The sequence below is a fragment of the Streptomyces sp. NBC_00885 genome, assembly GCF_045207475.1.
Classification (GTDB): Bacteria; Actinomycetota; Actinomycetes; order Streptomycetales; family Streptomycetaceae; genus Streptomyces.
On the sequence record NZ_CP108796.1, the window covers coordinates 7,362,110 to 7,386,462 of the forward strand.

Below are 24,353 nucleotides of genomic sequence, written 5' to 3' on the forward strand. Positions count from 1 at the left end.
GCGCGCGAGAAACGCACACACCGCGTAGAGCCACCCCGGAGACGCCCCATGACCTCAGCAGCGAACCCTGCCCCCCTGTGGCAGCCGGACCCCGACCGCATCGCCGCCGCCCGGATCACCCGCTTCCAGGCCTGGGCCGCCGAGCGCCACGGGGCCCCTGCCGAGGGCGGTTACGCGGCGCTGCACCGCTGGTCGATCGACGAGCTCGAAACCTTCTGGCAAGCGGTCGCCGAATGGTTCGACGTCCGTTTCTCCACTCCGTACGAGCGCGTCCTGGCCGACCGGGCCATGCCCGGCGCCCGGTGGTTCCCCGGCGCCACGCTCAACTACGCCGAACATGCCCTGCGCACCGCCGAGGAGCGCCCCCATGATCCGGCGCTGCTTCATGTGGACGAGACACATGAGCCGACCCCGATCAGCTGGTCCGAGCTCCGCCGCCAGGTGGGCGCGCTCGCCGCCGAACTGCGCGCCCTCGGCGTACGCCCGGGGGACCGGGTCAGCGGCTATCTGCCCAACATCCCGCAGGCCGTCACCGCGCTGCTCGCCACCGCGGCGGTCGGCGCGGTCTGGACATCCTGCGCCCCCGACTTCGGCGCCCGCAGCGTCCTCGACCGCTTCCAGCAGGTCGAGCCGGTCGTCCTGTTCACGGTGGACGGCTACCGCTACGGCGGCAAGGAGCACGACCGTACCGACACCGTCGCCGAGCTGCGCCGCGAGCTCCCCACCCTGCGCGCGGTGATCCACATCCCGCTGCTCGGCACCGAGGCCCCCCAGGGCGCTCTCGACTGGTCGGCGGTCACGTCTGCGGACGTCGAGCCCATCTTCGAGCAGGTCGCCTTCGACCACCCGCTGTGGGTCCTGTACTCCTCCGGCACGACCGGCCTGCCCAAGGCGATCGTCCAGTCGCAGGGTGGCATTCTGCTGGAGCACTTCAAGCAGATCGGCCTGCACTGCGACCTCGGCCCCGAGGACCGCTTCTTCTGGTACACCTCGACCGGCTGGATGATGTGGAACTTCCTCGTCTCCGGCCTGCTCACCGGCACGACGGTCGTCCTGTACGACGGCAGCCCGGGCTATCCCGACACCGCTGCCCAGTGGCGCATCGCCGAGCGCACCAAAGCCACGCTCTTCGGTACCTCCGCCGCGTACGTCATGGCTTGCCGCAAGGTAGAGGTCCACCCCTCGCGCGACTTCGACCTGTCCGCGGTCAAGTGCGTCGCGACGACCGGGTCCCCGCTCCCGCCCGACGGTTTCCGCTGGCTGCACGACGAGGTGGCCGACGACCTGTGGATTGCCTCCGTCAGCGGAGGCACGGACGTCTGCAGCTGCTTCGCGGGCGCGGTGCCCACCCTGCCCGTCCATATCGGCGAACTCCAGGCGGCCTGCCTCGGCACCGACCTCCAGTCGTGGGACCCCCAGGGCAAGCCGCTCATCGGCGAGGTCGGCGAACTGGTCGTCACCAACCCGATGCCGTCCATGCCGATCCGCTTCTGGAACGACCCGGACGGCAGCCGCTACCGCGACAGTTACTTCGAGATGTTCCCGGGCGTCTGGCGGCACGGCGACTGGATCACCATCACCGATCACGGCTCCGTCGTCATCCACGGCCGCTCCGACTCGACGCTCAACCGCCAGGGCGTACGGATGGGCTCGGCCGACATCTACGAAGCCGTCGAACGCCTACCCGAGATCCGTGAATCCCTGGTCATCGGCCTGGAAGAACCGGACGGCGGCTACTGGATGCCGCTCTTCGTCCACCTCGTCGACGGAGCCACTCTCGACGACGAACTGCGCGCCCGCATCAAGCGGACGATCCGCGAACAGCTTTCCCCGCGTCATGTCCCCGACGACATCATCGAGGTCCCGGGCGTCCCGCACACCCTCACGGGCAAGCGCATCGAGGTCCCGGTGAAGCGCCTGCTCCAGGGCACGGCCCTGACGAAGGCGGTCAACCCGGGTTCGGTCGACAACCTGGAACTGCTGCGCTTCTACGAGAGCTTGGCCCGCACCCGCGGAGCGGGCCCGTCTGCCGGATAAGGCCGGCCCGCCGGGCTGAGGTGCTGGGCCCGCCCGGCCCAAGCCCCCTACCCCCCGTACGTCGCCTCGGACTCGCCCAGCACCTCCGCGAAGTCCGAGGCGAGCCGTACCGCATCACTCGGCTCGAGACCCGCCGTCGAGATCCGTACACCCGGTCCCGAGGCGATCCGAAAGCGGAAACCGGCCGCGACCCACCAGCCCCTGGACCGCAGCCCGTTGACGACACCCGACTCGTCCACGACCGGCACCCACACATTCATCCCGCTCATCCCATGTGCGGCGATACCGTGCGAGCCCAGCGCGGCCACCAGCGCCCGCCGCCGCTCTCCATAGGCCGTACGCGCCCTGCCCACCAGCTCCATCGTGTCCCCGTCGCTCATCAGGCCGAGTACGGTGCGCTGCAGCAGATGACTGATCCAGCCCGAGGTCAGCAGCAGCCGACCGTCGTGCCGCGCCAGCGTGGTCGGATCGCAGGCCGCCGCTGCCCACCGCAGATCCGTCCCCAGGAACTTGGTGACGGTCCGCACATGCGCCCAGCGTGAGAGCCCGCCCGCGGTAAGAGAGTTGAGCTCCGCGCCCGCGATGTCCGAGGCGTGATCGTTCTCGATCACCAGCACTTCGGGCGCCTGGCGCAACACCTCGACGAGCGCGTCACGTCGCCCCGCCGAGAAGCATCCGCCGTACGGATTCTGGGCCCGCGGGCTGCACACTACCGCCCGCGCACCCGCCCGCACGGCCGCGGCAAGTGCCTCGGGACGCATGCCCTCGTCGTCCACCGGCACGGCCACCGACCGCAGGCCCAATGCCTGTACGAGATCCAGCAGGTGGTGGTAGCCGGGGTCCTCCATCGCCACCGTGTCGCCCGGCCGCAGCTCGGTGGAGAGCAGTCGCGCCACACAGTCCAGCGCGCCGTGCGCGAAGGTGACGTGCTCGACCGGCACCCCATGGCCGCCGATCCAGGCCCGTACGGCCTCCTCCAACTCCGGCAGTCGCGGGGCCGAACGGTGCGAACGGGCACCGGGGGAGAGCTGCGCCGGTGGCAGCAGGTCCGGCAGAAACGCCGGATCAGGATGGCCGCCGGCCAGATCCCGGAGCCCCTCGGGCACCTTCGGAGGCCGCCGGGAAGCGACCGCGGGCGCGGCGGCGACCACGGTTCCGCCCCGCCCGCGCGTCACCACGACCCCGCGCTGCCGCAGCTCCTTGTAAGCGGTGGCGACCGTCCCGGGGCTCACCCCGAGATCGTCCGCGAGCCGACGCACCGGCGGCAGCGCGTCGCCGGGCCCCAAGCCGCCGTCTGCCACAGCCCGTTCGACGGACGCGGCGATTCCCTTGGCGCTCGTACCACTGATCGAATATTGTGTTGCCACGTAATAGACTATGTACCAATACATAAATCGCGTCAAGGGGGAACCGGTGAGCCTGCCGAAGAGCCGGGCAGCACTCGAAGACACACCCAAAGGCACATTCAAGAACCGCATCCCAGGCGGCCGTGACGGTCGCCGCATGCTTGCCATCACCATGGTCGACAAGACGGGCAACGGCTTGTGGACCGCCACGCAAGCCCTCTACTTCACCTACGTCACCGGCCTCTCCCTCACCGAAGTGGGCCTCCTCATCGCGCTGTCGGCCGGCCTCGGTATCGCAGGAGCACCGATCGCCGGCCGCGTCGCCGACCGGTTGCCCGTCACCCGCGTCCTGATCGCCGCACAACTCCTGCGCGCCCTCGCCGGCCTGGCCGTGCTGACCACCGACCACTACGCACTGCTGCTCGTCTGCGCGGCCTTCGCCAGCGTCGGCGACCGCGGCGCGAACGTCCTCACCAAGCTCTACGCCACCCGCATCACGGGCTCCCAGCGCGTTCGCTATCAGGCCCTGAACCGCACCGTCGGCAACACCGGCTTCGCCATCGGCGGCCTGGCCGCCGCAGCCGCGCTCGGCATCGGTACCACGGCCGCGTATCAGTCTCTCCTCGTGGGCAACGCGATCAGCTCCCTCGCCGCGGCACTGCTCACCCTGCGCTGCGGTGACGCCCCATCGCCCTCGCGTGTCGTCACCGGCTCCGGCAGCGAGAGGGTCCCGGTGAAGCCCGCGAACCCCTGGCGTGACCGCACCTATCTCCTCTATGTGGCCAGTGAGACGGTGCTCTTCCTGGACGACGCGGTCTTCATGGTCGGACTACCGCTCTGGATCGTGCATGCCACCGACGCTCCGCACGGCCTGGCCCCGCTGCTCCTCGTACTGAACAACGTGATGGTCGTGGCCCTGCAGATCCCCATGGCCAAGTTCGGCGCCACGACGCGAGCGGCACGGCGACTGCTGCTCCCTCTCGCCGCCGCCTTCGCCGTCGGCACCCTTGCCATGAGCGCCTCCGCGGTCGGCAGCCGATGGCTCGCGATCACCGCCCTCGTTCTCGCCGCCGTCGCGCTCACTCTGGCGGAGATCATCCACGCCACCATCTCCTGGGGACTCTCTGTCGCCCTCGCCCCCGACGAGGCGCAGGGTGCCTACCTCGGAGTGCATGGAGTGGCCGCATCGGCCCAGCGCAGCGCGGGCCCATTGATCGTCACCGGCGTCATCGCGGCAGGCCCCGCGGGCTGGGCGCTGATGGGTGCCGGACTGGTCGCCACCTGCTTCGCGCAGAGCCGTCTCGTACGGAACAAGCTGCCCGAAGCCCCGTTGTCAGTGCCGTCGATTACGGTGAGTCACGAGTAATCGACACAGGGGGAGACATGGCACAGACCAAGCAGTCCACGCGCCGGCGCAACAAGACCACCGCATCCCTGCGCCGCACCCTTCACCGCGAAGTGCCCAGCACCGTCGGCCTCATCGCCGACGAGTACGACTTCAGCGCGATGCGCCAGTACCGCACCTTCACTTTCGACGACCACCCCACCTATCTCCGCCAGATCGAGGCGCTGCTCAAGACCCTGGCCTCACGGCAACTGCACACCACCGTCGCCCTCTTCGACCCCGAAGACTTCGCCGAGTACTGCACCGAAGCGGGCCTCGACCCCGACGCCGCCGTCAGCCGCAGCCGCTACACCGCCGCCATCGCGGCTCGCGGCGCCACCCTGGCGTACACCGGACAGCCGGTCACCAGCCTGCTGCCCCAGCTGATCAACAAGGCCGTGCGCCAGGCCACTTGGGAGTACGCGACAATGCTCCTCGCCGACCTCGGGGACTGCGCCGACTGCGGCCAGGACATCGGCCGTGCCGCCTTCGACCGGGCCTCTCGCATCCTGATGGGCCTGCTCGAAGCGGCCGGACCGGGCAGCCACCACATGGTCTGCAGCATCCCCGCCCCGGACGAACAGCTCGTTGCCGTCCTCCATGCCGAGGGCGCCGCCGACGCACAGGCCCAGTTGGACGCCTCGGAGGGCGCGGAGTTCGTGACCGTCCTCGCCACGGGTATCGCCCTCGAAACGCCCGGGGGAGTAGTTCTGCGTACGAGCGCCGACGGCACCCCCGACCGCCTCCACGGCTGGCGGGTCCACGAGGGCAGCCTCGTCCCGCTCACCGCGGGCGAGGTCTTCAGCGCCTACTGCACCGACGCCAACACCGGTGAGCCGCTGTCTCCGGAGCCCGGCGTCGAGTACTGCGCGGGTTTCAGCATCACCACCGACGACCCGGACAACCACCACTGAAACGCCGAAGGGGCTTCCTCCCGTCTCGGCAGGAAGCCCCTTCGATCAACCATCGAGCCACGGCACACCGGCTATTCGCCGGAGAGCACCGCCTGCGCGGCGACCCGCGCCTCCTCGGCCGTGTCCGCGGCACGCGCCGCGGCGGCAGCGCGCTCGCACTGCGCGAGCGTGTACTTCGCCAGCGTCGCGCGGACGTACGGAATCGACGCGGCACCCATCGACAGCGAGGTCACACCAAGACCGGTGAGCACACACGCGAGCAGCGGATCGGAGGCAGCCTCACCACAGACACCACAGCTCTTGCCCTCGGCCTTCGCGGCCTCGGCCGACAGCGCCACCAGGTCCAGCAGCGCCGGCTGCCACGGGTCCTGCAGACGCGACACCGCACCCACCTGACGGTCGGCGGCGAAGGTGTACTGCGCGAGGTCATTGGTGCCCAGCGACAGGAACTCCACCTCCTGCAGGATCGAGCGCGCCCGCAGCGCGGCGGACGGAATCTCAACCATCGCACCGAACTTCGCCTGCAGCCCGGCCTCGCGGCACGCGTCAGCGAACGCCTTCGCGTCGGTGCGGTCCGCCACCATCGGGGCCATGACCTCGAGGTAGACCGGCAGCCCTGCGACGGCCTTGGACAGCGCCGTCAATTGCGTACGCAGCACCTCCGGGTGATCCAGCAGGCTCCGCAGCCCGCGCACACCCAGCGCCGGGTTCGGCTCGTCCGCCGGAGTCAGGAAGTCGAGCGGCTTGTCCGCACCGGCATCCAGCACCCGCACGACGACCCTGCCCTCGGGGAAGGCCTCGAGAACCTTGCGGTAGGCCTCGACCTGCTTCTCCTCCGACGGCGCCTGCTTACTGTCGTCCAGGAAGAGGAACTCCGTACGGAACAGACCGACACCCTCGGCACCGGCCTCGACCGCGGCCGGCACATCGGCAGGCCCGCCCACATTGGCCAGCAGCGGCACCTTGTGCCCGTCGGACGTCGCCCCCGGCCCACTGGAAGCAGCCAGCGCCGCCTTGCGCTCCGCCGCCCCCCTTTCCAGCTCGCCCCGCTTCTCCTGGCTCGGCTCGACGAAGATCTCGCCGGTACTGCCGTCGACGGCGATGAGCGTGCCCTCGGCCAGCTCCTTGGCACCCGGCAGCGCCACCACGGCCGGCACGCCCAGCGCCCGCGCCAGAATCGCGCTGTGGCTGGTGGGCCCGCCCTCCTCGGTGACAAACCCGAGCACCAGCCCAGGGTCGAGCAGTGCGGTGTCCGCGGGCGCGAGATCCCGCGCGATCAGTACATACGGCTCGTCGCTGTCCGGTACACCGGGCATCGGCACACCGAGCAGCCGCGCCACAATCCGGTTCCGCACGTCGTCCAGGTCCGCCACCCGACCGGCCATGTACTCGCCGGCGCCCGCGAGCATCTCCCGGTACATGGCGAACGCGTCGTACACACCGCGCTCGGCGGTGCTGCCGACGGCGATACGGCGCTCCACGTCGGCCATGAGCTCCGGGTCCTGCGCCATCATGGCCTGCGCCTCGAGCACGGCCTGCGCCTCGCCACCGGCCAGATTGCCGCGGGCAATCAGGTCGGCGGCCACGGCCTCCACGGCCTTGCGGGCGCGTCCCTGTTCGCGCTCCGCGTCCTCGGGCCGAATCTGCTTGGCCGGCGGCTCCAGAACCGCCGTACCCATGTGCCGGACCTCGCCGATCGCCACACCATGGCTCACGCCGACGCCTCGCAGCGTTGTCTCCATTACACCCGTCTCCGATTGAGCGACGGCCCGTGCCGCCGCGGTGGAAGTCCGACCAGCCGTGATTACGTCTCCGGCGTCACTGCCAGCCGAAGAGCGAGTCGCCGGCCTTGACGTCGCCACCCTCGCGAAGGTCGGAGAGGGAGTCGGCCGTGGCTTCGAGCGCCACGATGGGACAGATGGCGGACTTTCCGGCCTCTTCGACGGCCGACGGGTTCCAGCGCACCACTGCCTGCCCGCGCTGGACGGTGTCGCCCTTGTTGACGAGCAGCTCGAAGCCCTCGCCGTTGAGCTGGACGGTGTCGATGCCGAGGTGCGTCAGTACACCGTGCCCCTGGTCGTCGACGACGACGAAGGCGTGCGGGTGCAGGGAGACGATGATTCCGTCGACGGGGGCGACGGCCTCCGACGGCTCACGCACGGGGTCGATGGCGGTACCGGGACCGACCATCGCACCGGAGAAGACGGGGTCCGGCACGGCAGCGAGTCCGATGGCACGTCCGGCAATAGGGGACGTCACTGTGGTCATGGAGCCTCCCAGGGGCGGAGATTCGTCCGGCGTCGTCCCTGCCTGTCCTGGACGACGCGCTGTTCAGAAGGGTATGTCACTGGATGTCCCAGTTATTCCTGAGAGCTACCAGTTCGCGGACCTAGGGGCGCACCGGAAACGATTTGCCTGATCTCCCGGCGAGCTGTACTGTCGTTCCTCTGCCTGACCCCAACGCGACTCTGAGTCGGGGGTCGGCAGCACCTATCAAGCCGAGATACTAACTGGTCTAAACCTCTGCCTGCCCGCAGGGCGGTGGTCAGGAAGACCGAAAAAGCCTGATAGTGTACGGAAACACCGAAGGGAAGCGCCCGGAGGGCCCGATGAAAAGGGTCTGAAGGAAGCGTCCGTTCCTTGAGAACTCAACAGCGTGCCAAAAGTCAACGCCAGATTGACAACCCCGGCCCATTTCGGTGGGTTGAGGTTCCTTTGAAAGTCCTGTCGGCCCTTTTGTGGCGGGCAGGCAATGACACAGCGAGGACGCTGTGGATGACCGGTCTTATTCCGACCGGTTGTCCCGCTCTTGTGGTGTTCGACCCGATTACGGGTAAACATTCATGGAGAGTTTGATCCTGGCTCAGGACGAACGCTGGCGGCGTGCTTAACACATGCAAGTCGAACGATGAAGCCCTTCGGGGTGGATTAGTGGCGAACGGGTGAGTAACACGTGGGCAATCTGCCCTTCACTCTGGGACAAGCCCTGGAAACGGGGTCTAATACCGGATACCACCTCCCGAGGCATCTTGGGGGGTTGAAAGCTCCGGCGGTGAAGGATGAGCCCGCGGCCTATCAGCTTGTTGGTGGGGTGATGGCCTACCAAGGCGACGACGGGTAGCCGGCCTGAGAGGGCGACCGGCCACACTGGGACTGAGACACGGCCCAGACTCCTACGGGAGGCAGCAGTGGGGAATATTGCACAATGGGCGAAAGCCTGATGCAGCGACGCCGCGTGAGGGATGACGGCCTTCGGGTTGTAAACCTCTTTCAGCAGGGAAGAAGCGCAAGTGACGGTACCTGCAGAAGAAGCGCCGGCTAACTACGTGCCAGCAGCCGCGGTAATACGTAGGGCGCAAGCGTTGTCCGGAATTATTGGGCGTAAAGAGCTCGTAGGCGGCTTGTCACGTCGGATGTGAAAGCCCGGGGCTTAACCCCGGGTCTGCATTCGATACGGGCTAGCTAGAGTGTGGTAGGGGAGATCGGAATTCCTGGTGTAGCGGTGAAATGCGCAGATATCAGGAGGAACACCGGTGGCGAAGGCGGATCTCTGGGCCATTACTGACGCTGAGGAGCGAAAGCGTGGGGAGCGAACAGGATTAGATACCCTGGTAGTCCACGCCGTAAACGTTGGGAACTAGGTGTTGGCGACATTCCACGTCGTCGGTGCCGCAGCTAACGCATTAAGTTCCCCGCCTGGGGAGTACGGCCGCAAGGCTAAAACTCAAAGGAATTGACGGGGGCCCGCACAAGCAGCGGAGCATGTGGCTTAATTCGACGCAACGCGAAGAACCTTACCAAGGCTTGACATATACCGGAAAGCATCAGAGATGGTGCCCCCCTTGTGGTCGGTATACAGGTGGTGCATGGCTGTCGTCAGCTCGTGTCGTGAGATGTTGGGTTAAGTCCCGCAACGAGCGCAACCCTTGTTCTGTGTTGCCAGCATGCCCTTCGGGGTGATGGGGACTCACAGGAGACTGCCGGGGTCAACTCGGAGGAAGGTGGGGACGACGTCAAGTCATCATGCCCCTTATGTCTTGGGCTGCACACGTGCTACAATGGCCGGTACAAAGAGCTGCGATGCCGCGAGGCGGAGCGAATCTCAAAAAGCCGGTCTCAGTTCGGATTGGGGTCTGCAACTCGACCCCATGAAGTCGGAGTTGCTAGTAATCGCAGATCAGCATTGCTGCGGTGAATACGTTCCCGGGCCTTGTACACACCGCCCGTCACGTCACGAAAGTCGGTAACACCCGAAGCCGGTGGCCCAACCCCTTGTGGGAGGGAGCTGTCGAAGGTGGGACTGGCGATTGGGACGAAGTCGTAACAAGGTAGCCGTACCGGAAGGTGCGGCTGGATCACCTCCTTTCTAAGGAGCACTTCTAGGCCGGCTCTGCCGGTCCAGAGGCCAGTACATCGGCGTACGTCCGATGCTGGTTGCTCATGGGTGGAACGTTGACTATTCGGCACGATGAGTTGGGATCACTAGTACTGCTTCGGCGTGGAACGTGATGTCCTGACTGGTCGTGCCGGGCGCGCTGTTGGGTGTCTGAGGGTACGAGCGTTTGCTCGTCCTTCGCGATGCCGGCCCCGGTGAACTCGCCCTGTTGGGTGGGGTGGTGGGTGGCTGGTCGTTGCTTGAGAACTGCACAGTGGACGCGAGCATCTGTGGCCAAGTTTTTAAGGGCGCACGGTGGATGCCTTGGCACCAGGAACCGATGAAGGACGTGGGAGGCCACGATAGTCCCCGGGGAGCCGTCAACCAGGCTTTGATCCGGGGGTTTCCGAATGGGGAAACCCGGCAGTCGTCATGGGCTGTCACCCGCTGCTGAACACATAGGCAGTGTGGAGGGAACGAGGGGAAGTGAAACATCTCAGTACCCTCAGGAAGAGAAAACAACCGTGATTCCGGGAGTAGTGGCGAGCGAAACCGGATGAGGCCAAACCGTATGCGTGTGATACCCGGCAGGGGTTGCGCATGCGGGGTTGTGGGATCTCTTTGTCATCGTCTGCCGGCGATGAGACGAGTCAGAAACCGTTGATGTAGGCGAAGGACATGCGAAAGGTCCGGCGTAGAGGGTAAGACCCCCGTAGCTGAAACATCAGCGGCTCGTTTAAGAGACACCCAAGTAGCACGGGGCCCGAGAAATCCCGTGTGAATCTGGCGGGACCACCCGTTAAGCCTAAATATTCCCTGGTGACCGATAGCGGATAGTACCGTGAGGGAATGGTGAAAAGTACCGCGGGAGCGGAGTGAAATAGTACCTGAAACCGTGTGCCTACAAGCCGTGGGAGCGTCGCGCGCAGAGTTTACTCTGTGCGTCGTGACTGCGTGCCTTTTGAAGAATGAGCCTGCGAGTTTGCGGTGTGTTGCGAGGTTAACCCGTGTGGGGAAGCCGTAGCGAAAGCGAGTCCGAACAGGGCGATATAGTAGCGCGCTCAAGACCCGAAGCGGAGTGATCTAGCCATGGGCAGGTTGAAGCGGAGGTAAGACTTCGTGGAGGACCGAACCCACCAGGGTTGAAAACCTGGGGGATGACCTGTGGTTAGGGGTGAAAGGCCAATCAAACTCCGTGATAGCTGGTTCTCCCCGAAATGCATTTAGGTGCAGCGTCGTGTGTTTCTTGCCGGAGGTAGAGCACTGGATAGGCGATGGGCCCTACCGGGTTACTGACCTTAGCCAAACTCCGAATGCCGGTAAGTGAGAGCGCGGCAGTGAGACTGTGGGGGATAAGCTCCATGGTCGAGAGGGAAACAGCCCAGAGCATCGACTAAGGCCCCTAAGCGTACGCTAAGTGGGAAAGGATGTGGAGTCGCAGAGACAACCAGGAGGTTGGCTTAGAAGCAGCCACCCTTGAAAGAGTGCGTAATAGCTCACTGGTCAAGTGATTCCGCGCCGACAATGTAGCGGGGCTCAAGCGTACCGCCGAAGTCGTGTCATTCCAGCATGAGGGCCAACGCCCGCTGGGATGGGTAGGGGAGCGTCGTGTGCCGGGTGAAGCCGCCGCGTAAGCGAGTGGTGGACGGTACACGAGTGAGAATGCAGGCATGAGTAGCGATACACACGTGAGAAACGTGTGCGCCGATTGACTAAGGGTTCCTGGGTCAAGCTGATCTGCCCAGGGTAAGTCGGGACCTAAGGCGAGGCCGACAGGCGTAGTCGATGGACAACCGGTTGATATTCCGGTACCCGCTTTGAAACGCCCAGTATCGAGCCCATTAATGCTAAGGCCGTGAAGCCGTCCTGGAGCCTTCGGGCGAAGGGGAGTGGTGGAGCCGCCGGCCCAAGGTGGTAGTAGGTAAGCGATGGGGTGACGCAGGAAGGTAGTCCAGCCCGGGCGGTGGTTGTCCCGGGGTAAGGGTGTAGGCCGTGTGATAGGCAAATCCGTCACACACTAGGGCTGAGACCTGATGCCGAGCCGATTGTGGTGAAGTGGATGATCCTATGCTGTCGAGAAAAGCCTCTAGCGAGTTTCATGGCGGCCCGTACCCTAAACCGACTCAGGTGGTCAGGTAGAGAATACCGAGGCGTTCGGGTGAACTATGGTTAAGGAACTCGGCAAAATGCCCCCGTAACTTCGGGAGAAGGGGGCCATCACTGGTGAGAGGACTTGCTCCTTGAGCTGGGGGTGGCCGCAGAGACCAGCGAGAAGCGACTGTTTACTAAAAACACAGGTCCGTGCGAAGCCGTAAGGCGATGTATACGGACTGACGCCTGCCCGGTGCTGGAACGTTAAGGGGACCGGTTAGTCACATTTCGGTGTGGCGAAGCTGAGAACTTAAGCGCCAGTAAACGGCGGTGGTAACTATAACCATCCTAAGGTAGCGAAATTCCTTGTCGGGTAAGTTCCGACCTGCACGAATGGCGTAACGACTTCTCGACTGTCTCAACCATAGGCCCGGTGAAATTGCACTACGAGTAAAGATGCTCGTTTCGCGCAGCAGGACGGAAAGACCCCGGGACCTTTACTACAGTTTGATATTGGTGTTCGGTTCGGCTTGTGTAGGATAGGTGGGAGACTTTGAAGCAGCCACGCCAGTGGTTGTGGAGTCGCCGTTGAAATACCACTCTGGTCGTGCTGGATGTCTAACCTGGGTCCGTGATCCGGATCAGGGACAGTGTCTGATGGGTAGTTTAACTGGGGCGGTTGCCTCCCAAAGGGTAACGGAGGCGCCCAAAGGTTCCCTCAGCCTGGTTGGCAATCAGGTGTTGAGTGTAAGTGCACAAGGGAGCTTGACTGTGAGACCGACGGGTCGAGCAGGGACGAAAGTCGGGACTAGTGATCCGGCGGTGGCTTGTGGAAGCGCCGTCGCTCAACGGATAAAAGGTACCCCGGGGATAACAGGCTGATCTTCCCCAAGAGTCCATATCGACGGGATGGTTTGGCACCTCGATGTCGGCTCGTCGCATCCTGGGGCTGGAGTCGGTCCCAAGGGTTGGGCTGTTCGCCCATTAAAGCGGTACGCGAGCTGGGTTTAGAACGTCGTGAGACAGTTCGGTCCCTATCCGCTGTGCGCGTAGGAGTCTTGAGAAGGGCTGTCCCTAGTACGAGAGGACCGGGACGGACGAACCTCTGGTGTGCCAGTTGTCCTGCCAAGGGCATGGCTGGTTGGCTACGTTCGGAAAGGATAACCGCTGAAAGCATCTAAGCGGGAAGCCTGCTTCGAGATGAGGACTCCCACCCCCTTTGAGGGGTTAAGGCTCCCAGTAGACGACTGGGTTGATAGGCCAGATGTGGAAGCCCCGCAAGGGGTGGAGCTGACTGGTACTAATAGGCCGAGGGCTTGTCCTCAGTTGCTCGCGTCCACTGTGTCAGTTCTGAAGTAACGAACTGTCGAGTCCCCCCTTTGGCCGGGGGATTCCGGAATCGATATCTTCATAGTGTTTCGGTGGTCATTGCGTTAGGGAAACGCCCGGTTACATTCCGAACCCGGAAGCTAAGCCTTTCAGCGCCGATGGTACTGCAGGGGGGACCCTGTGGGAGAGTAGGACGCCGCCGAACAATTATTGTGGGAGAGCCCCGCACCTTCTGGTGCGGGGCTTTTCTGCGTTCAGGGCCCGATTGTTCCTCCGTACCCCTGTGCATCCCGCGGCTGCGGCTGAGGGTAGGGTCAGGGAGCATCATTGGAACGTTCCGCACAGGAGGCCCCCGGGTGGAGGTCCAGGAGACCCGTGTCCAGACGGACCGGGTGCTCACCATCCCCAACATCCTCAGCATGGCGCGTCTCGCCGGTGTGCCGCTCTTCCTGTGGCTGATTCTCCGCCCCGAGTTCGGGGGGCCCAACAGCGATGGCTGGGCTTTGCTCGTACTGATGCTGAGCGGCGTCAGTGACTATCTCGACGGCAAGCTTGCGAGGCGCTGGAACCAGATCAGCAGTCTGGGGCGGCTCCTCGACCCGGCTGCCGACCGGCTGTACATCCTCTCCACGCTCGTCGGGCTGACCTGGCGCGAGATTCTGCCCATCTGGCTCACCGCCGCCCTATTGGCGCGGGAACTGATGCTGCTGGTGATGGTGGGAATCCTCCGCCGGCACGGCTATCCGCCGCCCCAGGTCAACTTCCTGGGGAAGGCAGCCACGTTCAACCTCATGTACGCGTTCCCCCTCCTGCTCCTGAGTGACGGAAACGGGTGGCTTGCGTCACTCGCTGCTATTTTCGGATGGGCGTTCGCAGTATGGGGTACAACTCTGTATTGGTGGGCAGGGATCCTCTACGTGGTCCAGGTCCGCCGCCTCGTCAAGGCGGATGCAGTGGCCGATTGACCTCGTCGATGCCGTGCCGAGCAGCGTTGCCGGCCGTGCATGACGCCAAAGGGCCTCATGTGACGGGTCCAGTCGGCTAGACCGTCGTCTCTTCAAGGAGGACGCTTCCGACATGAAGGCCGTCGTGATGGCCGGTGGCGAAGGTACCCGACTTCGCCCAATGACCTCGAGCATGCCCAAGCCGCTCCTGCCAGTGGCCAATCGGCCGATCATGGAGCATGTGCTGCGCCTGCTCAAGCGGCATGGGCTCAATGAGACCGTCGTAACCGTGCAGTTTCTCGCCTCACTCGTCAAGAACTACTTCGGCGATGGCGAAGAGCTCGGGATGGAGCTCACCTATGCCAATGAGGAGAAGCCACTCGGCACTGCGGGGAGCGTGAAGAATGCCGAAGAAGCGCTGAAGGACGACGCGTTTCTCGTCATCTCCGGTGATGCGCTCACCGACTTTGACCTGAGCGACCTCATCTCCTTCCACAAGGAGAAGGGCGCACTGGTCACGGTGTGTCTGACGCGAGTGCCGAACCCTCTCGAATTCGGTATCACCATCGTGGACGAAGAAGGAAAGGTCGAGCGCTTCCTCGAGAAGCCCACCTGGGGACAGGTTTTCTCCGACACGGTGAATACCGGCATCTACGTGATGGAGCCTGAGGTATTCGACTATGTCGAGGCCGATGTTCCCGTGGACTGGTCCGGCGATGTGTTCCCGCAGCTCATGAAGGAAGGCAAGCCGATCTACGGCTATATCGCCGAGGGCTACTGGGAGGACGTGGGCACCCACGAGAGCTATGTGAAGGCTCAGGCCGATGTCCTCGAGGGCAAGGTCGATGTGGAACTCGACGGGTTCGAGATCTCTCCCGGTGTGTGGGTGGCCGAAGGTGCGGAGGTCCATCCGGACGCCGTGCTGCGCGGTCCGCTGTATATCGGCGACTATGCCAAGGTCGAGGCCGACGTGGAGATCCGCGAGCACACCGTCGTCGGGTCCAACGTCGTCGTCAAAAGCGGTGCCTTTCTCCATAAGGCCGTGATCCACGACAACGTGTACATCGGAGAGCACTGCAACCTCCGCGGCTGCGTGATCGGAAAGAACACCGACATCATGCGTGCCGCACGTATCGAGGACGGCGCGGTCATCGGCGACGAGTGCCTTGTCGGCGAAGAATCGATTATCCAGGGCAATGTCCGGGTCTACCCGTTCAAGACCATCGAGGCCGGCGCCTTCGTCAACACCTCGGTCATCTGGGAGTCGCGGGGCCAGGCGCATCTCTTCGGGGCTCGCGGAGTGTCCGGAATCCTCAATGTCGAGATCACGCCCGAACTGGCCGTGCGGCTGGCCGGTGCGTATGCAACCACCCTCAAGAAGGGGGCGACGGTCACCACGGCGCGTGACCACTCCCGGGGCGCCCGTGCGCTCAAGCGGGCCGTCATCTCCGCGCTGCAGGCCAGCGCCATCGACGTACGCGACCTGGAGAACGTGCCGCTGCCGGTTGCGCGGCAGCAGACCGCCCGCGGCAGTGCCGGCGGCATCATGATCCGTACGTCTCCCGGTGTGCCGGACTCCGTCGACATCATGTTCTTCGACGAGCGCGGTGCGGACCTTTCGCAGGCCGGTCAGCGGAAGCTGGACCGGGTGTACGCGCGTCAGGAGTACCGGCGGGCGTTCCCCGGCGAGATCGGGGACCTGCACTTCCCGTCCAGCGTCTTCGACTCGTACACCGGATCCCTGCTGCGCAATGTCGACACCTCCGGCATCGCCGAGTCGGGTCTCAAGGTCGTCATCGACGCGTCCAACGGCAGCGCCGGACTGGTTCTGCCGAGCCTGCTCGGACGGCTCGGCGTGGACGCCCTGGTCATCAACCCCGGGCTCGACGAATCGAGGCCGACGGAGTCGGCCGACACCCGACGGTCCGGACTGGTGCGGCTGGGCGAGATCGTGGCCTCCGCCCGGGCGGCCTTCGGGGTGCGTTTCGACCCCGTCGGTGAGCGGCTGTCGCTGGTCGACGAACGAGGGCGCATCATCGAGGACGACCGCGCGCTGCTTGTGCTGCTCGACCTGGTGGCGGCGGAGCGGCGCAGTGGGCGGGTGGCGCTTCCGGTGACGACCACGCGGATCGCCGAGCAGGTCGCCGCGTACCACGGCACACAGGTGGAGTGGACGACCACCTCGCCCGACGATCTGACGCGCGTGGGGCGCGAGGAGACCACGATCTTCGGTGGTGACGGCCGGGGCGCCTTCATCATTCCGGAGTTCAGCAGCGTCTTCGACGGCTCGGCGGCCCTCGTACGGCTGGTCGGGCTCGTGGCCCGTACGCAGCTCACGCTGAGCCAGATCGATGCCCGCATCCCGCGAGCGCACGTGCTGCGGCGCGATCTGGCGACACCTTGGGCGGTCAAGGGGCTGGTGATGCGGCGCGTCGTGGAGGCGGCCGGTGACCGGCATGTCGACACGACCGACGGTGTCCGTGTGGTCGAGGCCGACGGCCGCTGGGTGATGGTCCTTCCCGACCCCGCGGAGGCTGTCACTCATTTGTGGGCAGAGGGGCCGGATGACGCTTCGGCGCAGGCGCTCCTGGACGAATGGTCCGCCGTCGTGGACAGCGCAGGTCACTGACGTGTGACGGGTGTGCCGGGAGTTGTCCGCGGACGGCTTCCGGCACACCGGTGGGGCCATTCGGCGGTAACACCTGCGACGTGCGACGATGTGCGGCATGTCGCAGCAGCCCCCCGTTCGGAGCACCGGCTCTCCACCCGCACGTCCCGATGCGTCCATGTCGCTGCTGACGAACGTCATGGAGCACAGCCTCGACGACGGATACGCGGAGGCGGCGGCCCGCAAGGAGGCCGAGGGCGGGGGTCTTCCCCGTACGCTGCGTGCCAAGCTCGGACTCGCGGCCGGCCTGGTGCTGGCGGCGCTCGTCGTGACCGTCGGAGCGGCCGAGGCGCGGATATCGGCACCGGTGGTGGCGAAGGAGCGCGAGGAGCTCATCGACCGGATCGACGCGGAGACCGCGGACGCCGACGCGCTGGAGCGCAGTGTCGACACGCTCCGCGACGAGGTGGGGAACCGGCAGCGCAAGGCCCTCAAGACGCAGGGCGGGGAACAGGCAGAAATCGTCGCGCTGCTCTCCGGCGCCACAGAGGTGGAGGGGCCGGGGGTCAAGCTCGTCGTCGACGATGCGAAGGACACCGATCAGGGTGGCGGCGGGCCGCGGGAGAGCAGCGGCTTCAACGACACAGGCCGGGTGCGCGACCGGGACATGCAGCGGATCGTCAACGGGCTCTGGGAGTCGGGCGCTGAGGCTGTCGCGATCAACGGGCAGCGGCTGACGGCCCTGTCGGCGATCCGCGCGGCGGGCGACGCCATACTGGTCGACAACAAGCCGCTGGTGCCGCCGTACACGGTGCTCGCGGTGGGGGACGGGAAGAAGTTGAGCACCGCGTTCCAGGACAGTGCCGACGGGCAGTATCTGCACGCGTTGCAGGAGAACTTCGGGATCCGCACCAGCATCTCCACCGAGGAGAAGGTGCGCCTGCCGGCGGCGCCGAGCTTGATCGTACGTACAGCAGAGCCGAAGACCGCCGACGCCGGGAAGGGCAACGGGCAGGGCACGGCTGACACAGGGAAGGGCACATCGTGATCGCCGTACTGGGCCTCGTCGTCGGAGTCGTGGTCGGACTGTTGGTCCGGCCCGAAGTGCCGGCGGTGGTCGAGCCCTATCTGCCGATCGCCGTCGTGGCGGCTCTCGACGCGGTCTTCGGTGGCCTGCGGGCCATGCTCGACGGAATCTTCGTCGACAAGGTCTTCGTCGTCTCCTTCCTGTCGAACGTGGTGGTGGCAGCGCTGATCGTGTTCCTGGGCGACAAGTTGGGCGTGGGCGCCCAGCTGTCGACGGGTGTGGTGGTCGTGCTCGGTATCCGGATCTTCTCCAACGCTGCCGCGATCCGCCGGCACGTGTTCCGGGCGTGAGGCCGATGAACAGCGAAGAGAATCCTCGGGGCGAGGAACACCCCAAGGGCGAGGAGCCGGAGTCGGTGACGCCGCCGGCCGCCAACACCGGTTCCGGGAACGCTGAGCCGGAGCAGACCCGGCCGCAGCAGCCCGAGCCGGAACAGCCCGAGCCGCAGCAGCCCGAGCCGGAGCAGCCCCGCCCCGAACAGGCACAGTCGGAGCAGCCCCGCCCGGAACAGGCCCACTCGGAGCAGACCGAGGCCGAAGCGCCCGAGCCCGCGCAGCAGACCGGTCGGCAGCGGCTTGTCGCGGTGCTGTGGCCGCCGCGGGTCAGCCGCGCTCAACTCATTGTCGCCCTCCTGCTGTTCGTCCTCGGGCTCGGCCTCGCCATCCAGGTCCGCTCCAACAGCGACAACAGCGCGCTACGCGGCGCCCGCCAGGAGGACCTGGTGCGCATCCTCGACGAGCTCGACAACCGCACGCAGCGGCTCGAGGACGAGAAGCAGCGTCTGGAGGACCAGCGCACCGAGCTGGAGAACAGCTCGGACCAGGCCGAAGAGGCTCGCAAGCAGACCCTGCAGAAGGAGCAGCAACTCGGCATCCTCGCCGGTACGGTCGCCGCGCAGGGCCCCGGCATCACGCTCACCGTCCAGGACCCGTCCGGCACGGTGGAGTCGGACATGCTGCTCGACGCGATCCAGGAACTGCGGGCGGCGGGCGCGGAAGCGATCCAGGTCAACGACATCCGGGTCGTCGCGGACACCTACTTCACGGGAACCGGCGCCGACATCGAGGTGGACGGCAAACCGGTCAAGGCCCCGTACCGATTCAAGGTCATCGGCAAGCCGCAGGATCTGGAGCCCGCCCTGAACATCCCGGGCGGCGTGGTCCAGACACTGGAGAAGGAGCAGGCCACGGCCACGGTGACGCGCTCGCAGAAGATCGTCGTGGATGCCTTGCGACCCGCGAAGCGGCCTGACTACGCTCGGTCGTCGGCGCAGTGAGGCGGGGGTGCATGGGGTCCGGGGGACCAGGGCATGAGCTTGCGGGGGGTCGGCACATCACAAGCGTGCCGCGTGGTGGAAACTGTCTGGTGGTCACGGACGTTGTGAGGATGTCCGGGTCGGCAGGTCTGATCATTGAGGGTTCGTCCTGCCCCACGGGCGGGTCTATTTCGGTCAAGGGGAATCGCCCGTGAAGTTGTTTGGGAAGTTGTTCGGCAAGAGCGCACGCGAGGACGGTGGCAACGCCCGGCATCGCGCGCCGCGCCATGGCCAGAGTGAGGAGCAGGGCGCTGAGCGGCCGCTCTTCCGCGATGAGGTTGCTGGTCCGGGCGGTGACATTTCGGGCGGTCAGGGCGCGTCGTCTGTTGACCCTGCCGGTTCCAGCCGCATAGGTTTCGGGGAACCATCAACCTCAAGTACGGGTGGAGGGTTTGCCCCGGACCCGTATTCAACCAATCCCCACGCGGGGCAGCCGCGGCAGGAGGATCCGTCCATGTCGGCCTTGGTTTGTACGAGGTGCGGGCACCGCAATGCCGAGGCCAGCCGGTTCTGCTCCAACTGCGGTGCGCCGCTGCGTGGCGGAGCCCCCGCGGAGCGTCCTTCGGAGACGACCTCGACGATCTCCATCTCCGGCCTTGAGGCGTACGACTCGGAGGTGACGGGGCAGACGCAGATCCCGTCACTGTCCCCCGAGGCCCAGGCCGCCGTCGACGCGCTGCCGCTCGGCTCGGCGCTCCTGGTGGTGCGCCGCGGTCCTAACTCCGGAAGCCGCTTCCTGCTGGACGGCGAGCTGACCACGGCCGGCCGTCACCCGCAGAGCGACATCTTCCTCGACGACGTGACCGTCTCGCGGCGTCATGTGGAGTTCCGCCGGGGACCGGACGGCCGCTTCAGCGTCGCGGACGTCGGCAGCCTCAACGGCACGTACGTCAACCGCGAGCGGATCGATTCCGTCGTTCTGTCGAGCGGTGACGAGGTCCAGATCGGCAAGTACCGGCTGGTCTTCTACGCGAGCCAGCGGGGCGTGTAACCCTCCCCCAGACTCCGTCCGGGGGGACCCCCAGGAAGGTACATGCTGCGAACACCGACGGGCGGTGCCGGACACGGCACCGCCACCGCGGGCGAGAGGCTGATGAGCATCGGTACGGTGCTCAGCCGGCTTCGCGACGAGTTTCCCGAAGTGACCATCTCCAAGATCCGTTTTCTGGAGTCGGAAGGGCTGGTCGAGCCGCGGCGGACGCCGTCCGGGTACCGCAAGTTCAGCCCCGACGACGTGGAGCGGCTGGCGCAGGTCCTGCGGATGCAGCGGGATCACTATCTTCCGCTGAAGGTCATCCGTGAGCATCTCGACGCCCTGGGGCGCGGTGAGCACGTTCAGCTGCCCGCGCAGGGTCCCCAGCGGGAACTGCTCGACGGCCCGTGGGAAGCCGGCGCCGACCGGCCGACGGCCGCACGCGTGGGCCGTTCCGAGCTCCTGGCGGCCGCCGACGTGAGCGAGGCGGACCTGGCCGAGTGGGAGTCCTACGGCCTGCTGGCGAAGGGCGAGGACGGCGCGTACGACGCCGAGTCGGTGACCGTGGCCAAGCTGGTCGCGGATCTCGGGAGATTCGGGCTGGAGCCGCGGCATCTGCGGGCGATGAAAGCCGCCGCGGACCGTGAGGCGAGCCTGGTCGAGCAGGTCGTTGCACCCTTGCGGCGGCACCGTAATCCGCAGACCAGGGCGCATGCCGAGGCGACCACGAAAGAGCTCGCTGCCCTGTCTGTGCGGCTGCATGCGGCCCTCGTGCAGACGGCTCTCGGGGTCCGGCTGCACTGATCATGGGAGAGCCCGACTACCCAAACCGGTCGGGCACGTCCTAGGGTTGCTGTGTGAACGAGCTCGACGTTGTGGGTGTCCGGGTCGAAATGCCCTCGAACCAACCGATCGTGCTCCTGCGTGAAGTGGGAGGCGACCGGTACCTCCCCATCTGGATCGGTCCCGGGGAGGCCACCGCCATTGCCTTTGCCCAGCAGGGCATGGCTCCGGCGAGGCCGCTGACGCATGACCTCTTCAAGGATGTGCTGGAGGCGGTGGGCCAGGAGCTCACCGAGGTGCGCATCACTGACCTGCGCGAAGGGGTCTTCTACGCGGAGCTGGTCTTCGCCAGTGGAGTCGAGGTGAGCGCGAGGCCGTCCGACGCCATAGCGCTGGCCCTGCGTACGGGTACGCCGATCTATGGCAGCGACGGGGTCCTCGACGACGCCGGAATCGCCATCCCGGACGAGCAGGAGGACGAGGTGGAGAAGTTCCGCGAGTTCCTCGACCAGATCTCGCCCGAGGACTTCGGCACCAACAGCCAGTGACCGTCCGAACAGTCGTCGTCAGCGCATTCGAGTAGCCTTTCCCCGAATACGGGCACGAGAAACCACTCTCAGGGTGATTATCACTCGGCGTGGCGATCGTTGACGCACCCCTGGTGACTGCCTACCGTCGAGTCGGCAGGTCAAGGACGGAGGTCGGCGTGAGAAGCAGCGGCGACGGTACGGCTGGGGGCGCCCCCGGACGGAGTCTGGGGGAGGGCGGGCTGCATCCGCTTCACGAAAGTGCGGCCGAGGCCAGTGAGACGATCGGCTACCGCGGTCCGACCGCGTGTGCGGCGGCGGGCATCACCTACCGCCAGCTCGACTACTGGGCACGCACCGGGCTGGTCGAGCCCAGCGTGCGGCCGGCGTACGGATCGGGCACGCAGCGGCTCTACAGCTTCCGCGATGTGGTTGTCCTCAAGATCGTCAAGCGATTCCTGGACACCGGCGTAGCACTGCAGAACATCCGCACCGCGGTGCAGCATCTGCGGGCGCGTGACGTCTCGGACCTGGAGCGCATGACGCTGATGAGCGACGGTGCCACTGTCTACGAGTGCTCGTCGCCGGACGAGGTCGTGGATCTGCTCCAGGGCGGCCAGGGGATCTTCGGGATCGCCGTCGGCGTGGTCTGGCGTGATGTGGAGACGGCGCTGTCGCAGCTCCACGGCGAGCGGATCGACACCGGCGAGACGCTGGTTGGCAACAACCCGGCTGACGAGCTGGCCAGACGTAGACGCGACCGGGCCGTCTGAGCGGCGCGGCGGAGGGACCACGCGCTGCCGGCGCCATTGTCAGTGGCGTAGGGCAGCATCGGAGTTGTGAGATCCGCGCCGACGATCCTGCATCTGGACATGGATGCCTTCTTCGCCGCCGCCGAGCAGGCGGCGAAGCCGAGTCTGCGCGGAAAGCCGGTGGTGGTCGGCGGGCTCGGGCCGCGAGGGGTCGTCGCGACCGCCTCGTACGAGGCACGGCGCTTCGGGGTCCACTCCGCGATGCCGATGGCGCAGGCGAGACGGCTCGCGCCCAATGCCGCCTATCTCGTGCCGCGCTTCTCGCTCTACCGCACGGTCAGCGAGCAGGTGATGGAGCTGCTGGGCAGGCTCTCGCCGCTGGTGGAGCCGCTGAGCCTGGACGAGGCGTTCGTGGACCTGGAGGCGGGCGGGGTCGCCGACGACTCCGCGTCGGCCAGGGAGACGGGGGAGCGGCTGCGTGCTCAGATCCGCACGTTCACGGGTCTCACCGGGTCGGTCGGGCTCGCCGGATCCAAGATGCTGGCCAAAATCGCCTCCGAGCAGGCGAAACCCGACGGTCTGGTGCTGATCGAGCCGGGCACGGAACGTGAGCTGCTGGGGCCGATGTCGGTGCGGACGCTGCCCGGGGTTGGCCCGGCGACGGGGGAGCATCTGCGCCGCGCGGGAATGACGACCGTCGCGGAGCTCGCTGAGGCGGGCGAGGACGAGCTCGTACGGCTCCTGGGCAGGGCGCACGGGACCTCGCTGTTCCGGATGGCCATGGGGTACGACGACCGGCCTGTCGTGGCCGAGCGGGACACGAAGTCGGTCTCCGTCGAGGACACCTTCGATGTGGATCTGCACGACCGGGTGCGGGTGCGGATCGAGGTGGAGCGGCTCGCCGACCGGTGTGTGCAGAGGCTGCGGGCCTCCGGGCACTCCGGGCGGACCATCGTGCTGAAGGTGCGGCGGTACGACTTCTCGACGCTCACGCGTTCCGAGACGCTGCGCGGGCCGACCGACGATCCATCGGTGGTGCGGGAGGCCGCCGGGCGGCTCCTGGAGGCCGTGGACACCACGGGCGGGGTACGGCTGCTCGGCGTGGGCGTCACCGGGCTCACCGACTACACCCAGGAAGACCTCTTCGCCCAGGCCGCCGCCGACGAGCAGGCTGCTGCGGACGATCGTGCCGGACCGGCGCACGAGGGGGCACCGGAGGTGGAGGGCGACCATGGGGCCCAGGGGGGCGAAGAGGCGGCTGGGGCGGGCGTCGCGGAGCCCGTCGCGCATGCGGAGCGGCGCTGGGCCGCCGGGCACGACGTACGGCATGCCCAGTACGGGGCGGGCTGGGTACAGGGCAGCGGCGTCGGGCGGGTCACGGTGCGGTTCGAGGAGCCGGGGTCGCCGCCGGGACGCGTTCGTACCTTCCGCGTCGACGACCCCGATCTCGAGCCCTCCGACCCCCTGCCCCTGGTGCCTCTGCCGGAGAAGGAGCAGGCCCCGGGTCAGTCCTCCTGGCCCGCGACGCGGCCGAAGGAGGTGTCCCCCGACGGCGTGGGCGTCTCAGGAGCCTCGGAAAGATCGAGGCCGTAGTGGTGGTAGAGCTGCAGTTCCTGCTCAGGGGAGAGATGACGGCCGACACCGAAGTCGGGCGCGTCCTTGATCAGCGAGCGTTCGTACGGGACGTGCAGGGTGTCGTCGACCACCTTGCTGGGCTCCAGCGGGACGAAAGCGTCCCTGCTGAACAGGCCGGTGCGCACAGCTGCCCACTCGGGCACGCCGGTCGCATCGTCGAGATACACCTCGTCCACAGTCCCGATCTTGGTGCCGTTGCGGTCGAACGCCTTGCGGCCGATCAGGCTGCGCGGATCGATGTCGGTCTGCACGG

17 protein-coding genes and 3 rRNA genes are annotated in these 24,353 nt (G+C 66.4%); 16 read left to right on the forward strand and 4 right to left on the reverse strand.

Features of this window, described 5'->3' with window-relative positions; genetic code table 11:
* Nucleotides 1-48: 48 nt before the first annotated feature.
* Complete coding sequence (locus OHA61_RS33515) at nucleotides 49-2,037, forward strand: acetoacetate--CoA ligase (RefSeq protein ID WP_406306168.1); 1,989 nt, start codon at nucleotides 49-51, stop codon at nucleotides 2,035-2,037.
* Nucleotides 2,038-2,084: 47 nt separating this feature from the next.
* On the opposite strand, the gene OHA61_RS33520 is transcribed toward OHA61_RS33515, so the two are convergent.
* Nucleotides 2,085-3,404, reverse strand: a complete 1,320-nt coding sequence (locus OHA61_RS33520) for an aminotransferase class I/II-fold pyridoxal phosphate-dependent enzyme (protein ID WP_406306169.1) — start codon at nucleotides 3,402-3,404, stop codon at nucleotides 2,085-2,087.
* Between the two features lie 136 nt (nucleotides 3,405-3,540).
* Here OHA61_RS33520 and OHA61_RS33525 point away from each other — a divergent pair, with 136 nt between their 5' ends.
* Nucleotides 3,541-4,749: an MFS transporter gene (locus tag OHA61_RS33525; RefSeq protein WP_406306170.1), complete on the forward strand. Its 1,209-nt coding sequence runs from the start codon at nucleotides 3,541-3,543 to the stop codon at nucleotides 4,747-4,749.
* Nucleotides 4,750-4,766: 17 nt separating this feature from the next.
* A complete protein-coding gene (locus OHA61_RS33530; RefSeq protein WP_406306171.1) occupies nucleotides 4,767-5,681 on the forward strand; it encodes a hypothetical protein in 915 nt (304 codons plus the stop codon).
* Nucleotides 5,682-5,752: 71 nt separating this feature from the next.
* On the opposite strand, the gene ptsP is transcribed toward OHA61_RS33530, so the two are convergent.
* Nucleotides 5,753-7,423, reverse strand: coding sequence for a phosphoenolpyruvate--protein phosphotransferase (gene ptsP, locus OHA61_RS33535; RefSeq protein ID WP_406306172.1), 1,671 nt, complete (start codon nucleotides 7,421-7,423; stop codon nucleotides 5,753-5,755).
* Between the two features lie 76 nt (nucleotides 7,424-7,499).
* A complete protein-coding gene (locus tag OHA61_RS33540; protein WP_266489837.1) occupies nucleotides 7,500-7,949 on the reverse strand; it encodes a PTS glucose transporter subunit IIA in 450 nt (149 codons plus the stop codon).
* A 572-nt stretch (nucleotides 7,950-8,521) separates the two neighbouring features.
* Here OHA61_RS33540 and OHA61_RS33545 point away from each other — a divergent pair.
* The 13 genes from OHA61_RS33545 to OHA61_RS33605 all read left to right on the forward strand — a co-directional run bounded on the left by OHA61_RS33545 (nucleotide 8,522) and on the right by OHA61_RS33605 (nucleotide 24,058).
* Nucleotides 8,522-10,047, forward strand: a 16S ribosomal RNA gene (locus tag OHA61_RS33545).
* Between the two features lie 301 nt (nucleotides 10,048-10,348).
* Nucleotides 10,349-13,471 (forward strand): 23S ribosomal RNA (locus OHA61_RS33550).
* 93 nt (nucleotides 13,472-13,564) lie between these two features.
* Nucleotides 13,565-13,681 (forward strand): 5S ribosomal RNA (gene rrf / locus OHA61_RS33555).
* The 16S, 23S and 5S rRNA genes sit together here, the layout of an rRNA operon.
* Nucleotides 13,682-13,832: 151 nt before the next feature.
* Complete coding sequence (locus OHA61_RS33560; protein WP_266488515.1) at nucleotides 13,833-14,441, forward strand: CDP-alcohol phosphatidyltransferase family protein; 609 nt, start codon at nucleotides 13,833-13,835, stop codon at nucleotides 14,439-14,441.
* A gap of 112 nt (nucleotides 14,442-14,553) precedes the next feature.
* Nucleotides 14,554-17,049 (forward strand): mannose-1-phosphate guanyltransferase, encoded by a 2,496-nt coding sequence (locus tag OHA61_RS33565; RefSeq protein WP_266488513.1) that lies wholly within the window; start codon nucleotides 14,554-14,556, stop codon nucleotides 17,047-17,049.
* Nucleotides 17,050-17,146: 97 nt separating this feature from the next.
* Entirely contained in the window at nucleotides 17,147-18,076 is a 930-nt protein-coding gene (locus OHA61_RS33570; RefSeq protein WP_406306173.1) for a DUF881 domain-containing protein, read from the forward strand.
* Nucleotides 18,073-18,405, forward strand: a complete 333-nt coding sequence (locus tag OHA61_RS33575) for a small basic family protein (RefSeq protein ID WP_003970459.1) — start codon at nucleotides 18,073-18,075, stop codon at nucleotides 18,403-18,405. The genes OHA61_RS33570 and OHA61_RS33575 overlap by 4 nt, the downstream gene beginning before the upstream one ends.
* A gap of 5 nt (nucleotides 18,406-18,410) precedes the next feature.
* A complete protein-coding gene (locus OHA61_RS33580) occupies nucleotides 18,411-19,391 on the forward strand; it encodes a DUF881 domain-containing protein (RefSeq protein WP_406306174.1) in 981 nt (326 codons plus the stop codon).
* A 148-nt stretch (nucleotides 19,392-19,539) separates the two neighbouring features.
* A complete protein-coding gene (locus tag OHA61_RS33585; protein WP_406307571.1) occupies nucleotides 19,540-20,421 on the forward strand; it encodes an FHA domain-containing protein in 882 nt (293 codons plus the stop codon).
* A gap of 42 nt (nucleotides 20,422-20,463) precedes the next feature.
* The gene (locus tag OHA61_RS33590; protein WP_406306175.1) at nucleotides 20,464-21,207 is read left to right on the forward strand and encodes a MerR family transcriptional regulator; all 744 of its coding nucleotides are present in this window, start codon (nucleotides 20,464-20,466) and stop codon (nucleotides 21,205-21,207) included.
* 53 nt (nucleotides 21,208-21,260) lie between these two features.
* The gene (locus tag OHA61_RS33595; protein ID WP_006123076.1) at nucleotides 21,261-21,734 is read left to right on the forward strand and encodes a bifunctional nuclease family protein; all 474 of its coding nucleotides are present in this window, start codon (nucleotides 21,261-21,263) and stop codon (nucleotides 21,732-21,734) included.
* Between the two features lie 158 nt (nucleotides 21,735-21,892).
* Complete coding sequence (locus OHA61_RS33600) at nucleotides 21,893-22,486, forward strand: MerR family transcriptional regulator (RefSeq protein ID WP_324974730.1); 594 nt, start codon at nucleotides 21,893-21,895, stop codon at nucleotides 22,484-22,486.
* Between the two features lie 66 nt (nucleotides 22,487-22,552).
* The gene (locus OHA61_RS33605; RefSeq protein WP_406306176.1) at nucleotides 22,553-24,058 is read left to right on the forward strand and encodes a DNA polymerase IV; all 1,506 of its coding nucleotides are present in this window, start codon (nucleotides 22,553-22,555) and stop codon (nucleotides 24,056-24,058) included.
* Here the strand turns inward: OHA61_RS33605 and OHA61_RS33610 are convergent.
* A complete protein-coding gene (locus tag OHA61_RS33610) occupies nucleotides 23,971-24,351 on the reverse strand; it encodes a PRC-barrel domain-containing protein (RefSeq protein ID WP_266488498.1) in 381 nt (126 codons plus the stop codon). The two genes, OHA61_RS33605 and OHA61_RS33610, sit on opposite strands and share 88 nt — an antisense overlap.
* Nucleotides 24,352-24,353: the final 2 nt, after the last annotated feature.

Bases quoted from the DNA above. Each gene is read 5' to 3' on its own strand.
- OHA61_RS33515 (WP_406306168.1), top strand. From the start codon at position 49: ATGACCTCAGCAGCGAACCCTGCCCCCCTGTGGCAGCCGGACCCCGAC.
- OHA61_RS33525 (WP_406306170.1), top strand. From the start codon at position 3,541: ATGCTTGCCATCACCATGGTCGACAAGACGGGCAACGGCTTGTGGACC.
- OHA61_RS33530 (WP_406306171.1), top strand. From the start codon at position 4,767: ATGGCACAGACCAAGCAGTCCACGCGCCGGCGCAACAAGACCACCGCA.
- ptsP (WP_406306172.1), bottom strand. From the start codon at position 7,423: ATGGAGACAACGCTGCGAGGCGTCGGCGTGAGCCATGGTGTGGCGATC.
- OHA61_RS33540 (WP_266489837.1), bottom strand. From the start codon at position 7,949: ATGACCACAGTGACGTCCCCTATTGCCGGACGTGCCATCGGACTCGCT.
- OHA61_RS33565 (WP_266488513.1), top strand. From the start codon at position 14,554: ATGAAGGCCGTCGTGATGGCCGGTGGCGAAGGTACCCGACTTCGCCCA.
- OHA61_RS33570 (WP_406306173.1), top strand. From the start codon at position 17,147: ATGTCGCAGCAGCCCCCCGTTCGGAGCACCGGCTCTCCACCCGCACGT.
- OHA61_RS33580 (WP_406306174.1), top strand. From the start codon at position 18,411: ATGAACAGCGAAGAGAATCCTCGGGGCGAGGAACACCCCAAGGGCGAG.
- OHA61_RS33590 (WP_406306175.1), top strand. From the start codon at position 20,464: ATGCTGCGAACACCGACGGGCGGTGCCGGACACGGCACCGCCACCGCG.